The following is a 13,882-nucleotide window of genomic DNA, read 5'->3' as shown; positions in this document are numbered from 1 at the left end:
GCACAGTTCAGGTCAAACGTGATGGTTACAATTAAGTTTGGGTACCTGAGGGTGCTGGACACGTAAGAAGCCTTAGCTATGAAAGAAATATTAAAAAATTTAGTTGAAAATACAACTCTTCCCGAAGATAGCTATCTTGATCAGGATGCAGAAATTCTTGAAATTTTTGTCGAAGAACTGGAAGAAATCTTCACTGAACTGGATGAGCAGTTTCCGGCATGGTTTGAAAATGCCTCAGATACTGAAACATTGATCACTATCCGTCGCCACTTTCATACCTTGAAAGGTTCTGGGCGTATGGTTGGGGCTAAATCTGCCGGTGAACTGGCATGGACAGTAGAAGATATACTGAACCGTGTCATGGGGGGATCACTGGTTCTGAATCTTCCGATTCAGAAATTTGCTTTAACGGTTTATAAAATTTTTCAGTTCAGACTTTATCCTGATTTTAAAAATGTTCAGGAAGCTGCAATTGATTTAAGACCATTGGTGTTGTTAGGACAGCAGCTTCAGCAGAATCTCAGTCCTGAACCTGCACTTGAAGATTTACTTCAGTTGTCTGAAACGCTGTCTGCTGAGAATACGCTGACAGGTCTTGAGTTTGCAGATGATGAGTCGGTTACTGCACAAGTGGTTGTTGCCACGGCAGCTGATGAAGCTGAAACTGTTCATGAAGAGCTCACTGAAGTATCTGAAGAAATCCCTGCTGTTCAGGATGACAGCTTTGTTCAGGAAACAATGTCTATTTTCCTTGAAGAAGCAGAAGAGCATCTGGCAACGATTGAAGCTTTTCTTGCAGAAGAGCAGTCATCAAAACAGGACTATAACGGGCTGATCCGTGCTCTGCATACGCTTCGCGGCAGTTCGTCCATGGCACAGATTGAGCATATTTTTGATGCCAGTTCCAATGTGGAAAACCTGTTTAAAAACCTGTTGCAGGATGAAATTGTATCCACTTCAAGAGAAACAGCATTACTGGTTCAGTATGCTGAGTTTGTAGGTGATTATCTGCTTACGCTTCGAAATGGAGCTGACCAGTCAAGACTGAATACGATTTATCAGACATTTAACGATGTGTGGGATAACTACGGTTTCAGTGTTCAGACTGGAGAACATGAAGCAAATCCTCAAGGTCTGGTTTCCAGGCTGATTGAGCTGAATATTGATCTGTTGCTTGATGCTGAGTTTGAGTTTGATAAACGTGCCAAAGTTGAATTCCCTGAATATATTCAGGAGTTAAGCGAGCAGGCAGGACATCTGATTAATAATACAGATAACCGTGCATCTGAAGGTATTCATCAGTTTACACTGGAGCTGAAGTCTGCTTACGATGGTCTGGTTGAAAAGCCGGCACTTCTGACTCTTGACTATGCCTATGAGTTGTTTGCAAAGGCACATCAGGAATTTATTTATCTGTTTGATACACTGGCAGCAGGACAGCGTGTCAGCCTGACAGATGATATGCAGAAACTGTTGAATGAGCTGGCAGCATTTGTACAGCAGGATATTGAACAGTTTGAATCCGAGCCAGCTGCTCAGCCAGATCTGAGTACTGAATCTGCTGAAGCTGAAGATATTTCAGTTGCAGTTCAGGAACCACAACCAGTACAGGCTGCATCTGTCGAGTCGGCGGGTCTGGATCTTGCAAAACTGTCCCGACAGTTACAGGCAGCTAAGTCTCAGTCTGGTGCAGCTGACACAAATACTGATTTTGACCCTGATCTGCTTGATATTTTCCTTGAAGAAGCAGAAGAACTGCTTGCCGGAATGGATCAGGATCTGAATACATGGACAGCAGAACAGTCCAATACTGCTGCACTGAATAATCTGATGCGTTATCTGCATACACTGAAAGGTGGTGCAAATATGGTTCAGGCCACGCACATAGGTCTGATTTCACATGAAATAGAAACGATTTACGAACGGATTATCAACCAGCAGATTACGGTTACTCCTGGATTGATCGGTATTATCCGGCTTGTTCAGGATGATATCGCCGACCGTATTCAGACGATTCGTGATGAGCAGGTTGATTATTCTTCCGCTCAGGCAGTGGATATACTGAAAAATATTTCAGAACTGTCAAAAGGTGGTATTGCATCCACTTCTGAAGTTACAGAGCCGAAAGTTGAATCTGCTTCTGAGCATATTGATGATGCACTGGCGTTTGCAGTATCCGATCAGGATGAGCTGCCAGAACTGGATGATGTCATCAGTGTTGCGTCAGATATTATTGCGGTTGAGCCTTCCTTATCTGAACCTGAGCTGACTGAGCCTCTCACTGCTGAAACATTGATTGAACAACCTGCTGCAGAGTACGCTGAACCTGCACAAAGTCAGAAACATGCTGATCTTGAAAGTGTGCGTTCAATTGTGGAAGAAACCTTCCTTGAAGAAGCAGAAGAACTGCTGGATTCTTCGGATCTGTTACTTGCTCAATGGTTTGAACAGCGTTCAGACCGTAGTATTCTGCTTCAGTTACAGCGTGCCGCGCACAGCTTGAAGGGCGGTGCCCGTATGGCTGAAATTGAGCCGGTCGCGTCTATTGCTTATGAGCTGGAAACGATCTTTGAGCAGTTTGCTGTACACCAGTTCAACTCAAATGCTTATGATCCGTTGCTTCAGACGACACTGGCATGGTTACGTCAGGCGATATTTGAGCATGATTACACCAATTTCGACAGCCTCAAGTCCAATCTTGAGTCCATTGAATATGTCAACGTAACGGCTCAGTTACCAGACAGGCTGACTCACAAAGATATTCTTGCACCGTCCAGAACCTTTGAGTTTGTTCAGGGTGATGGTACTGAACCACCTGCAATGATGGGTGAGTGGGGCGATACTTCGAGCCGTGATGACAGTAATGAAATGATCCGTATCTCAGCCGACCTGGTTGAGAAGATGATTGACCTGTCAGGTGAAAACTCAATTAACCGTTCACGTATTGAGATGGATCTGGGGCAGTTGGGTAATACGCTGAATGAAATGGAGCTTGCGATTAAGCGACTGGCGGATCAGCTGCGTCGAATGGATGGTGAGCTTGAATCACAGATCCTGGCAAAACACGGTACTGACAACTCACGCTATGAAGATTTCGATCCACTTGAGATGGATCAGTATTCATCTTTAAATCAGTTATCCAAATCACTTGCGGAGTCTGCATCGGATCTGGTGGACTTTAAGAGCACGATTGCGGAAAAAATCCGTGATGCAGAAGGTCTGTTATTACAGCAGTCCCGTATTCAGGCAGAAATTCAGGAAAGTCTGATGCGGACACGCCTGGTTCCGTTCTCAAGACTGTTGCCCCGTTTACAACGTATTGTGCGTCAGACCTCATCGACATTGAACCGTCCTGCGGAACTGCTGGTACAGAATACAGAGGGCGAACTGGACCGTACTATTCTTGAACGCCTGGTGACTCCATTTGAGCATATGCTTCGAAATGCGATTGACCATGGTATTGAAGAGGATACTGCACAGCGTCTTGAAGCCGGTAAACCCGAAGTCGGTAAAATTGAACTCAATATTACCCGTCAGGGAACCGATGTTGTAGTTACATTCAGTGATGACGGTAAGGGTATTGATGATACCCGTATTCTTGAAAAAGCACTGAGCCAGGGGCTGATTAAACCTGATCAGAAAGTCAGTAAAGAAGAAACTTTACAGCTGATTTTCCACCCTGGTTTAAGTACTGCGAAAGCAGTGACACAGATTTCGGGTCGTGGAGTCGGACTTGATGTCGTGCAAAGCGAAATTAAAGCCTTAGGTGGTCTGGTAACTGTTGATTCTGAGATTGGTAAAGGAACAACCTTTACCATCCGTGTACCGACAACGGTTGCGGTCAGTGATGCGCTGATGGTGAAAGCCGGTGATCAGCAGTTTGCTATTCCACTGGCTCAGATTGAACGTATTGTGCGGATTGCACCATCTACGCTTGAAACTTATTTTGATGGCAATGACGATTATTTCAAAATTGACAACGAATCCTATAAGTTACGCTATATTTCAGAATTTGTTGCAAATCAGCCATTACCGCGACTGCACAGTATCGCGCATTCATTACCGGTACTGCTGATTAAAGGCAGTACGGGGCAGAGTATTGCATTACTGGTCGATCAGCTGGTTGGTTCACGTGGTCAGATTGTTGTAAAACCGATTGGACAACAGTTCTCCGGTATTGCCGCGATTGCAGGTGCAACGATCCTTGGTGATGGTCAGGTCTGTCTGATTATTGATGGTCAAAGTATTGCACGTCAGATTCTGGCGACACAGCGTACGAAACATGCGTCTGAACACCGTGAGTCATCACGACACAGCAATGCACGTCGTCTGGTGATGATTGTGGATGACTCCGTAACAGTACGTAAGGTAACTTCACGTCTGCTTGAACGTCAGGGTTATGATGTTGTGACAGCCAAAGATGGTGTGGATGCGATGGAGCAGCTGGAAAATGTCAAACCGGATCTGATGCTGCTTGATATTGAAATGCCGCGGATGGATGGTTTTGAAGTGACCAACCTGGTAAGACACCATGACATTCATCAGAAACTGCCAATTATCATGATTACATCGCGTACAGGTGAGAAACACCGTGAGCGTGCATTCAGTCTGGGTGTGACTCATTATATGGGTAAACCGTTCCAGGAAGCAGAATTGCTGACCAATATTGAAAATCTGTTGGCGGCTGAATATGAGGTGAATGGATGAGCCAGAAAAAGGTAAAAAAACCTGCTGTTGATCAGATCAGTCAGCAGGAACTTCAGCATCTGATTACCGTTTCTACGGGATTTATTGATGCTTATATTGTGGAATGCTATAAACGCGAAGCCATGCTGCTCCCTCAGAATATTGTTCTTTCTGCTCTGGACAGTGCAACTCAGGTTCCGAATGTGGAATGGCATGAGTTAAAGTTACCTGTTTATGCAGTGAATGATCCTGAGACAAAGCTTGGTGTTGCTTTGGTGATTGAGGGTGATGATGTCAGTCAGCGTTTTGCATTGATGTGTAATAAAATGCCGAAAACAATCCGCTTGCGTATTTCGGAAGTTGTAGATGAAGACCGTCCTGTGACTGATGATGCTGTATTTCAGTATGTCCGCATGGGCGATCAGACATTTCATATCCCCAATCTTGCCAGTATCCAGTCTTCACTTGGGTTGAGCTGAATTGTGACAGGTTAAAAAAAGGAACTCTGATGAGTTCCTTTTTTTAGCTCTGCAGTATTAAAAAAGTAATTCTTAATATCGCGTCAGTCTGCAAGTCATCAGTCAGCTGAGTAATTCGACCAGGATCTGTTCATAAATTTCTGCCAAAGGCTCCAGATCGTCAACATTGACATGTTCATTGACCTGATGGATGGTTGCATTTAATACACCCAGTTCAAGTACCTGTGCGCCTGTAGGTGCAATAAAACGCCCATCTGATGTGCCGCCGCTTGTTGACAGTTCAGTTTCAGTGCCAGTTACATTTTTAATGGCAGTACGGGCTGCATTGACAAGTTCGCCTACAGGAGTCAAAAAAGGTAAACCAGACAGTGTCCATTGAATATCATACTCAACACCATGACGGTCCAGCAGTTCAATAACTCGTTCTTTCAGCTCATCTGCTGTAACTTCTGTTGAGTAACGGAAATTAAATGTGACAGTCATTGTACCAGGTACAACATTTGTCGCTCCTGTACCCGACTGAATGTTGGAAATCTGAAAACTGGTAGCAGGGAAATATTCATTGCCATTGTCCCAGACAGTTTCACACAGTTCTGTAATCGCTTTGGATGCAGTGTGAATCGGATTGATTGCCAGGTGCGGATAGGCAACATGACCTTGTTTGCCTTTAACCGTCAGCACAGCATTTAAAGAGCCACGACGACCATTTTTGACAATATCACCCAGACGGTCTGTACTGGAGGGTTCTCCCACCAGACACCAGGTCATCTTTTCATTGCGGGCTTCGAGTGCTTCCACAACTTTCACTGTTCCGTTAATGGATGGTCCTTCTTCATCCGATGTGATCAGAAAAGCAATTGAGCCTTTATGGTCAGGGTATTTCTGAACAAAACGCTCAGAAGCAACCACCATGGCAGCCAGGGCTGTTTTCATATCAGCACTGCCACGGCCATACAGTTTTCCATCACGGATTTCAGGTGCAAAAGGATCAGAATTCCATGATTCAGGACTACCTGTAGGTACGACATCAGTATGACCTGCAAAGCAGAAAACAGGTGAGGTATTTCCTTTTCGTGCCCAGAGGTTATCTACATCTTCAAAGCGCATGGATTCGATGTTGAACCCAATTTTTTTCAGACGTTCTGCCATAATTTCCTGGCAGCTATGGTCAACGGGGGTTACGGACGGCTGGCGTAATAGCTGTAAACTGAGGTCCAGAGTTTCTGATTGAGTCATAGCGGTTTAATTTGTCTGAAAAGTGACAATATAATAGGCGAATCACTACTGTGAGGGGAATTAAAAAATAAAAAAACCTTATCAAAGGATAAGGTTTTTGGGGGAGTAAAGCGAAAATTACAGTTTATTTTCTGTTTTTTCAGCAGTGCTTGTGACAGCATCACCGGCCTTGGATACATCTTTACCAACGCCTTTAACAGTGTTACAGCCAGTTAAAACAAAAGCGACCATCAATGACGCTGCTAATACTTTTTTCATCATTCATCTCCGTTTTAATGTCATAAAATTATTATGATGTCGTTAGAGATTAGAAAGTTTAATTCTAAAAAAATATGTATTTTTCATTATTTTTAGGTAATGAAATGTTGTTGCTCGATGAGTGTTTGGAAACTGTTGTACCGGCTGGAACTGATCAGCGGCTTGTTTCTGAACATATAAAACAAAGCCTTATCAGGCTGATAATAAAGTCCATTTGTCCACCATTTACAGGGCATTGATGAGTTTTCTTTTTCAGGGCAGATCCATTCATGGCGTTTTAAGCGATGCAGATTCTGCTGCTTGGGAATATCTGTTCCCCAAAAACCCATTCTGCGTTTCTGGTTTAACCATGCGGGCAGGGAAAGGTTTTCGTGACTGGACTGAGGCAGATAGAGCTGACCTTTCATGACTGCAAAATGTCGGTCAATCTGATGATTTCCTACCTGTTTAAACTGGAACTGTTTTTGAGTGAAGTGATTTAGCTTTCTGAGCAGTGTGTCTGAGCGGTTTAGACCATACCATTGAGGCAGACTCAGATATCCTTCACCCAGGTAATATTTTAAAGCCACTTCCCAGTGTTCAGTTTCATTGCTTTCCTGATTTAAAACCAGAAAATCCAGTTCGCCTAAAGTCACGGCACCATCAATCTGTTGAATGCTGTGACCCAGCAGGCGGTAAGGATGATAGGCATCGTCCAGTAACCAGAACCAGATCAGCATTTCAAAGCGCAGTCCCAGTCGGGTACTTTTCAGTTGAGCAAGAAATTTTTCCAGTTCTTCAGGATGGTTATCCAGGTAAACCAGACGCTGATAATAATGATGAAAGTGGGTCAGCCAATGGTTCTGAGGTTTAAGTTCAAAGGCATGAACAATATTCAGTTCTGATGGTATGGAAGCCAGAATGTCAGGGCTGCATAAGCTGAATGCCAGGTGCCTGACTGATGGAGTCTGAAACTGTAGCCAGGGTTCTTCAAAGTGGGCAGACTGGCTGGAAAGGGGCATTGTTGAATCCTTATCTAAAAGTGCAGAATTACAACGGATAAATCCTGAAAACACTTTATACTACAGTCTTCGCAGTTTGGAAAATTCATATGAAAACGTTGTTCTGGCGCAGCCTTGTGGTGATTTTTGTCATCCTGGGTTTTATCGGTGCAATTTTACCGGGAATGCCGACAACTGTATTTCTGATTCTTGCTGCATGGGCTGCTTCCAAAGGCTGGCCTCAAATGGATGCCTGGTTGCTGAATCATCCTAAATATGGAGCAACGTTGCGTGCATGGCGGGAAAATGGAACTGTCCCACGCAAAGCCAAATGGATTGCAAGTGTGATGATGCTGATCAGTGCTGTCATCATGCTGTTTACAAGCGCGCCACTGGCAGTCAAAGTTTTTACTGATCTGACCATGCTGGTCGTTGCAGTCTGGCTGTGGCTCCGACCAGAACCTCAGACCATTGAAAATCAGTAGGGGATATCTATGCAGTATTCAATTGATCAGGCCGATATTTTGATTGACCTGTCTGAACAGACACTGTTTTTACCTAAGTATCATAAGCTGTATATTATTTCTTCTGGAAAGAATGGCATTGGTGAAACAGAAGATTCAGGGAAAACACCCCGCGGCTGGCATAAAGTTGCAGTGAAATTCGGTGAAAGTGCGCCTTTAAATACGGTTTTTATTGCACGTAAAGAAACTGGCGAAATCTATGATCAGGAACTGGCTGATCAGTTTCCTGAACGGGACTGGATTTTATCGCGTATTTTGTGGCTCAGTGGACTTGAAGAAGGATTTAATCAGGGTGAGGGCTGCGATACCTTCAACCGTTATATCTATATTCATGGCACTCCTGATACAGAACCGATGGGCATACCCGAATCACATGGCTGTATCCGTATGCGCAACTTTGATGTCGTTGAATTATTTGAACTGATTCCAGAAAATGCGCTGGTCTTTATTTCTGAGCATAAAATAAATCCATAAACAGGATTCTGAACAGCCTGAATGGATGGTTCAGTGAAATAAATGTGTCATGCTGGTCATGAAAACAGTTCAGAGAGCCTCTGAAAAAGATATTTTTTACATTCACAGATAAAATAACATACAGAATTTGTTTGTTTTTATATCGAATAAACTATTTTTTAATCACTCAATCGTAAAAAGTGGAAAACAGTCATAAAAGCGTTTGACAGGCGGTACAGATTCTCTATAATGCACCTCACAAACGATGAAGACGTTAAGGGCGCTTAGCTCAGTTGGTAGAGCGTCTGCCTTACAAGCAGAATGTCGGCGGTTCGATCCCGTCAGCGCCCACCAAGCCTTTACGTTAAGATTTTAAGTGCAGCGGTAGTTCAGTTGGTTAGAATATCGGCCTGTCACGCCGAGGGTCGCGGGTTCGAGTCCCGTCCGCTGCGCCACTTTAAATCTTAATAAGTTGTTTGTACCACAATAGAGACATTGTGTAATGCAGCGGTAGTTCAGTTGGTTAGAATATCGGCCTGTCACGCCGAGGGTCGCGGGTTCGAGTCCCGTCCGCTGCGCCATTTACATGATAGATCTTTTGAGGGCGCTTAGCTCAGTTGGTAGAGCGTCTGCCTTACAAGCAGAATGTCGGCGGTTCGATCCCGTCAGCGCCCACCATTTTTTGAAATGCAGCGGTAGTTCAGTTGGTTAGAATATCGGCCTGTCACGCCGAGGGTCGCGGGTTCGAGTCCCGTCCGCTGCGCCATTTCAAAGAACAATCCTCTGAAAGAGGTGTGGTGTTTCTGATACCATTTCAGACAAAGTTTACTTTGTTCCTCAGTGAGGGCGCTTAGCTCAGTTGGTAGAGCGTCTGCCTTACAAGCAGAATGTCGGCGGTTCGATCCCGTCAGCGCCCACCATATTTTGTGATGCAGCGGTAGTTCAGTTGGTTAGAATATCGGCCTGTCACGCCGAGGGTCGCGGGTTCGAGTCCCGTCCGCTGCGCCATCCCAAATATAAAAAATTCAAATCTCTGTTCAGAAAATCAAATCTTAAAAATTATTTTTAACGATTTGGGCAAAGCCACGCTTTGTTATTCCATGTTCAGGGCGCTTAGCTCAGTTGGTAGAGCGTCTGCCTTACAAGCAGAATGTCGGCGGTTCGATCCCGTCAGCGCCCACCATATCCTCCTTGCTAAAACACTCTCAATTGCATAGAATCCATTTTCTATAATAATTTTAAAATATTGCAGATTTATGAGAAATCCGTATCAACGAAAGGCTGCGACCAGATCTCAGGCCAACACTTTAAGTGCCCAGGAATTATATAAAAAATTTATTGAAGTCATTGTCGCCCAGGGGTATTTAACCGCTTTATTTAAAGAGGGGTGGGCATTATGCGCAACTCCAACGGGGCAGGCTGCATTTTCAGTATGGCAGAATAAAGGTCTGGCCAAATTACTGATCCGCGATAACTGGGAAAACTATGAGATTCAGGAAATCGCCCTGAACAGTTTTTTGTTAAAAGTCATTCCTTATCTGCGTCAGGAAAACACGGTTCTGTCTCTGGATCTGACACCTGAAGGGCAGAATATTTTAGTTGCACCTGAACGGTTGCTGCTGGATATTAAAAATTATCTTTATGAACTGTATGTGCAGAAACCTGAACTGTTCAAAGATGGCAGCTTACCTTTACCACGCTCAATCCGTATTAACTGATTTCATCAGTATTCATTCAGAATCCACCCACTGATATAAGCAAAATATTCTCTGAGCCATGCGTTATAGCGATTATACAGGGGAGTAGGAGCAGCAATCATCACGGTGTTGCTGTATCCCTGTTTATGGGCAATTGCCCGTGCTCGCAAGGTGTGAAAGTCACTGGTGACTATTCCAATAGGGCTGTGCATTGAAATCTGTTGCTGTTGCAGAATGGATTGACTGTTTTTCAGGTTCAGCTCTGTACTGGTACTTTTATTTTCCTGAAAAATTCGTGTGGGACTGACCTGGTACTGTTGTATCAGATAATTCTGCATGACTTCAGCTTCTGTATATTTCTCTCCGAAATCCTGCCCGCCACTGGGAATTAAAATCGTCCGAGGCTGTTTCAGAGCAACTGCTGCTGCACTGTCCAGCCGTTTAGCCAGGGTTGGTGTTGGTTTTCCATTTTCAGTACCACTCCCCAGTATGATAATGGCTTTCAAGGGAGGTATTTCACTGGCGTTCTCAATATTTAATGCAATATAACTGAAGAAGCACAGCACACTGAATATCCATAGATAAAACAGTATCCATAAGGATTTAACTGTTGATCGGAGCTTTTTATTTCCGTTCAGCTGTTTCTGAATAATCGAATAAAACACAGCATATCCGATCAGTAAAATACCGATGAATAAAGGTAACAGGGTGCCCAGATGGACTTTTTTCAGCATCAGCATATATGTCCCATTTGCAAACAGGAGAAGACCTGTGAGCAGGCAACTTATCTGTCTGAATCGCGAATGCTGTGAATGGAAAAACTTCATTCTGTACCTTAATTGTTTGATCAATCTGCTCTGGCATTGATGATATGCTGAATCCATATAATAAAAAACCAGGTCTAAGCCTGGTTTTTTATCTGGATTTTGTTGTTCAGTGATCGGTGTTAATACACATCCCGGCGGTATCGTCCGTCATTACGGAGCTGATCGACCAGTGGCGCACCCAGAATATCAATCAGTGCCTGATCAACATCACTTGCCATACCGTTGATACTGCCACAGACATAGATAACAGCATCCTGATCAATCCACTGTTTCAGTTCAGCAGCCTGTTCACGCAGTTTATGGTGCACATAGATTTTTTCATCCTGGTCACGTGAAAATGCCAGATCCAGATGTTTCAGCATACCTGTAGTCTGCCATGCCTCAATAGTGCTCTGATAGAAAAAGTCATGTTCACGCTGGCGCTCACCAAAGATCAGCCAGTTGTCAGTGTAATCCGCTCTGATACGGGCACTGAGCAGACTCATGAGTCCTGCAATGCCTGTTCCATTACCAATCAGAATAACCGGGCGGTTATCATGAATCAGGTGGAAAGATTCATTGGTGCGGATGCGCAGTGCAACAGGCTGGTTGACGGCTGCATGCTGGGTTAACCAGCCTGAACCTAAACCGGTGTTTCCTTGCGAGTCGGGCTGCTGACGAACCACGAGACGTAAAATCTGCTGAGCAGGAATGCTTGCAATGGAATATTCACGTGATGGCAGGGCTGGTAATTGCTCCAGCAGGTGTTCCATATTGGCAAAAGGTTCAATCTCTACTGTCAGATCTTTGTCCCAGAGTGCCTGTTCGATGCTGATATTCAGTGGCTCAACCATCTGACCCGATGAAATCTGATAGCGCAACATGAACTGCTGAATACGTTCTGCACTGTTACCAGGTTGAATTTCAGCAATATCACCAGCCTGCCAGCTGACTTCGTGTTGTGGCATCAGTTCGATGTTGAATGCAGGAGCACCCAGGCTGTCAGGATTCAACAATGTACGCTGTTTTAAAATCCATGGATCAAACGTTTTACTGATCTGCATGGATTGAAGTTCCAGTTTACTGACTTTGGCTAATGCCAGATTCCATTGTTGAATGGCTTCAGGACTGGCATTGTCAACTTCAATAGCAGGGAAGAATGCAGATGCACCTTGCTGGCTTAACCACTGGTCGATGCTGTGTCCAAAACTGCAGAAAGTGTCTGCATATTCTTTTGAACCCAGTGCAAGTACTGCATATTGAAGATGGCTTAAATCTACGGACTGATTCATTACTTTTCGTACAAAACCCGATGCAAGATCCGGTGCTTCACCTGTGCCATAAGTACTGGCAATGATCAGCAGCTGCTGAGTATTCTTCAGATCATCAGCGGTCAGGTGCTGGACAGATTTAACTGTTACAGGCTGGCGGGCTTCCTGAAGACTGGTTGCGGTACGCCATGCAAGCTGTTCAGAAACACCGGTCTGTGTGGCATACGCAATCAGCCATGCCTTGGCATCTGGATCAACCATAACGGCAGCAGAGCTGTTTCTGGCAGCAAGAGTCAGTTTTTTCTGTTTGCGTCGTTTCAGATAAAGCATCCACCCCGTGACAAAGAACAAAGGCATGATCAGGGCGGCTACGGCTGCCAGGAACTGGTAGACAGGACCGAAGAAGCTGCCACGGTGTACAGGTAACATACTGCTCATGATTTTTTCATTCAGCTGTTTGTCTTCGTACAGTTCAATTTTCTGAACAGATGAGCTTTGATAGTTATAAGTTGCCTTGTTACGGGCACGTTCATGCTGTGGAACAGCATCGACGAAGCTGAGCTCGACATTGCCATCCGATTTTTTGGGAATGTTCAGGGTCAGTGTTGAGTATGGACGCTGAATCTGTGCATTAAATCCTGTCCAGGACTGGGTAAGAGCATAGCTGATCTGTTCTGGCTGCAGTCCTTTTTTGTCTTTTTCATGATTCTGCTGTTTGTGCTGATCCGCTTTTTTATTTTCCTTACCGCCTTTAGCCTGCATTTCAGCCTGAGGTTTCTCAACCCCCAGCACAGCAAACATACCGTTGCGCCACCAGTCATAAGACCAGTAAAGACCGGTACATGCCAGCATCAGATAAAAAATAATGACCCAGGTGCCTGCAACAGCATGCAGATCCCATAGGAAGTTACGACCTTTAAGTTTAGGTTTGACTGCGAGCCATTGTTTTATGGAATGTTTTTTTGGCCAGCGAAGATATAAACCACTCAGAACAAAAAAGATCAGAATCAGGGTACATGCCCCTGTAATCTGTTTTCCTACAGGTCCTACAGTCAGATTGCGATGCAGCTGCTGTATAAACTGGAAAAAATCACGTCCCTTGATTTCCGGTAAAATTTCTGCTGAATAAGGGTTGATCATCATATTGTAGCCCTTACGTGCACCTTCTTTTTCAATGTTGATACTGGAAGATTCAGTTGGGCTGCTTGCAATGGTGATGCTGTTGATTTTCATCTCAGGCTGTGTGGTCTGAAAATGCTGATAAATCTGTGCAGGGCTCAGTTTGGCATGACTTTCTGCCTGAACAGTATAGCTCGCGGGGTTCATCCATTTCTGAATGGGTTGTTCATAAGAATAAATGGCACCGGTTACACCCATAATGGAAAGAATGAGACCAGCTGTAATGCCGAGAAACCAGTGAATCTGGAAGAATATTTTTTTCAGCATGATGACACAATATGACTGAGAATGAGGAATGCGGTGAATTATAAAC

Annotated in this window: 10 protein-coding genes and 8 tRNA genes; 13 read left to right on the top strand and 5 right to left on the bottom strand. The window is 44.3% G+C overall.

Features of this window, described 5'->3' with window-relative positions:
- The first annotated feature begins 78 nt into the window (after positions 1-78).
- Together CDG60_RS13620 and CDG60_RS13615 are read left to right on the top strand one after the other, a co-directional pair.
- Positions 79-4,707, top strand: a complete 4,629-nt coding sequence (locus tag CDG60_RS13620; protein ID WP_087513335.1) for a hybrid sensor histidine kinase/response regulator — start codon at positions 79-81, stop codon at positions 4,705-4,707.
- Positions 4,704-5,165, top strand: coding sequence for a hypothetical protein (locus CDG60_RS13615; protein WP_087513336.1), 462 nt, complete (start codon positions 4,704-4,706; stop codon positions 5,163-5,165). The genes CDG60_RS13620 and CDG60_RS13615 overlap by 4 nt, the downstream gene beginning before the upstream one ends.
- 102 nt (positions 5,166-5,267) lie before the next feature.
- On the opposite strand, the gene dapE is transcribed toward CDG60_RS13615, so the two are convergent.
- The 3 genes from dapE to CDG60_RS13600 form a co-directional block, all read right to left on the bottom strand.
- Positions 5,268-6,401: a succinyl-diaminopimelate desuccinylase gene (dapE, locus tag CDG60_RS13610; protein ID WP_087513337.1), complete on the bottom strand. Its 1,134-nt coding sequence runs from the start codon at positions 6,399-6,401 to the stop codon at positions 5,268-5,270.
- 117 nt (positions 6,402-6,518) lie between these two features.
- Positions 6,519-6,662 carry an entericidin A/B family lipoprotein gene (locus CDG60_RS13605; RefSeq protein WP_171405459.1) on the bottom strand — a complete coding sequence of 48 codons (144 nt, stop codon included), beginning with the start codon at positions 6,660-6,662 and terminating at the stop codon, positions 6,519-6,521.
- An 89-nt stretch (positions 6,663-6,751) separates the two neighbouring features.
- The gene (locus tag CDG60_RS13600; protein WP_087513338.1) at positions 6,752-7,660 is read right to left on the bottom strand and encodes a DUF1853 family protein; all 909 of its coding nucleotides are present in this window, start codon (positions 7,658-7,660) and stop codon (positions 6,752-6,754) included.
- Positions 7,661-7,749: 89 nt separating this feature from the next.
- Between CDG60_RS13600 and CDG60_RS13595 the strand changes: the two genes are divergently transcribed.
- From CDG60_RS13595 to CDG60_RS13545, 11 genes are all read left to right on the top strand, one after another.
- Positions 7,750-8,124 (top strand): YbaN family protein, encoded by a 375-nt coding sequence (locus CDG60_RS13595; protein WP_087513339.1) that lies wholly within the window; start codon positions 7,750-7,752, stop codon positions 8,122-8,124.
- A gap of 9 nt (positions 8,125-8,133) precedes the next feature.
- Positions 8,134-8,637: a cell wall-recycling L,D-carboxypeptidase ElsL gene (elsL, locus tag CDG60_RS13590; RefSeq protein ID WP_087513340.1), complete on the top strand. Its 504-nt coding sequence runs from the start codon at positions 8,134-8,136 to the stop codon at positions 8,635-8,637.
- A gap of 257 nt (positions 8,638-8,894) precedes the next feature.
- Positions 8,895-8,970: transfer RNA gene (locus tag CDG60_RS13585), tRNA-Val, on the top strand.
- Positions 8,971-8,994: 24 nt separating this feature from the next.
- Positions 8,995-9,071, top strand: a tRNA-Asp gene (locus CDG60_RS13580).
- Positions 9,072-9,120: 49 nt separating this feature from the next.
- Positions 9,121-9,197, top strand: a tRNA-Asp gene (locus tag CDG60_RS13575).
- 21 nt (positions 9,198-9,218) lie between these two features.
- Positions 9,219-9,294: transfer RNA gene (locus CDG60_RS13570), tRNA-Val, on the top strand.
- Positions 9,295-9,305: 11 nt separating this feature from the next.
- Positions 9,306-9,382 (top strand) — tRNA-Asp (locus CDG60_RS13565).
- Positions 9,383-9,460: 78 nt separating this feature from the next.
- Positions 9,461-9,536 (top strand) — tRNA-Val (locus CDG60_RS13560).
- Between the two features lie 11 nt (positions 9,537-9,547).
- A tRNA-Asp gene (locus CDG60_RS13555) sits at positions 9,548-9,624 on the top strand.
- Positions 9,625-9,723: 99 nt separating this feature from the next.
- Positions 9,724-9,799 (top strand) — tRNA-Val (locus CDG60_RS13550).
- A gap of 73 nt (positions 9,800-9,872) precedes the next feature.
- On the top strand, positions 9,873-10,334 hold the full coding sequence (locus tag CDG60_RS13545; protein WP_087513341.1) for a DUF2750 domain-containing protein: 462 nt from the start codon (positions 9,873-9,875) through the stop codon (positions 10,332-10,334).
- A 5-nt stretch (positions 10,335-10,339) separates the two neighbouring features.
- Here CDG60_RS13545 and CDG60_RS13540 read toward each other — a convergent pair whose 3' ends face one another.
- Positions 10,340-11,140 carry a YdcF family protein gene (locus tag CDG60_RS13540; protein WP_087513342.1) on the bottom strand — a complete coding sequence of 267 codons (801 nt, stop codon included), beginning with the start codon at positions 11,138-11,140 and terminating at the stop codon, positions 10,340-10,342.
- Between the two features lie 119 nt (positions 11,141-11,259).
- Positions 11,260-13,836, bottom strand: a complete 2,577-nt coding sequence (locus CDG60_RS13535; protein ID WP_087513343.1) for a PepSY domain-containing protein — start codon at positions 13,834-13,836, stop codon at positions 11,260-11,262.
- Between the last annotated feature and the right edge of the window lie 46 nt (positions 13,837-13,882).

The sequence above is a fragment of the Acinetobacter chinensis genome, assembly GCF_002165375.2.
Taxonomy (GTDB): Bacteria; Pseudomonadota; Gammaproteobacteria; order Pseudomonadales; family Moraxellaceae; genus Acinetobacter; species Acinetobacter chinensis.
Note: the sequence above shows the minus strand (reverse complement) of the source record. Positions and strands in the feature narration are given on the sequence as shown.

Bases quoted from the DNA above. Each gene is read 5' to 3' on its own strand.
- CDG60_RS13620 (WP_087513335.1), top strand. From the start codon at position 79: ATGAAAGAAATATTAAAAAATTTAGTTGAAAATACAACTCTTCCCGAA.
- CDG60_RS13615 (WP_087513336.1), top strand. From the start codon at position 4,704: ATGAGCCAGAAAAAGGTAAAAAAACCTGCTGTTGATCAGATCAGTCAG.
- dapE (WP_087513337.1), bottom strand. From the start codon at position 6,401: ATGACTCAATCAGAAACTCTGGACCTCAGTTTACAGCTATTACGCCAG.
- CDG60_RS13605 (WP_171405459.1), bottom strand. From the start codon at position 6,662: ATGATGAAAAAAGTATTAGCAGCGTCATTGATGGTCGCTTTTGTTTTA.
- CDG60_RS13600 (WP_087513338.1), bottom strand. From the start codon at position 7,660: ATGCCCCTTTCCAGCCAGTCTGCCCACTTTGAAGAACCCTGGCTACAG.
- CDG60_RS13595 (WP_087513339.1), top strand. From the start codon at position 7,750: ATGAAAACGTTGTTCTGGCGCAGCCTTGTGGTGATTTTTGTCATCCTG.
- elsL (WP_087513340.1), top strand. From the start codon at position 8,134: ATGCAGTATTCAATTGATCAGGCCGATATTTTGATTGACCTGTCTGAA.
- CDG60_RS13545 (WP_087513341.1), top strand. From the start codon at position 9,873: ATGAGAAATCCGTATCAACGAAAGGCTGCGACCAGATCTCAGGCCAAC.
- CDG60_RS13540 (WP_087513342.1), bottom strand. From the start codon at position 11,140: ATGAAGTTTTTCCATTCACAGCATTCGCGATTCAGACAGATAAGTTGC.
- CDG60_RS13535 (WP_087513343.1), bottom strand. From the start codon at position 13,836: ATGCTGAAAAAAATATTCTTCCAGATTCACTGGTTTCTCGGCATTACA.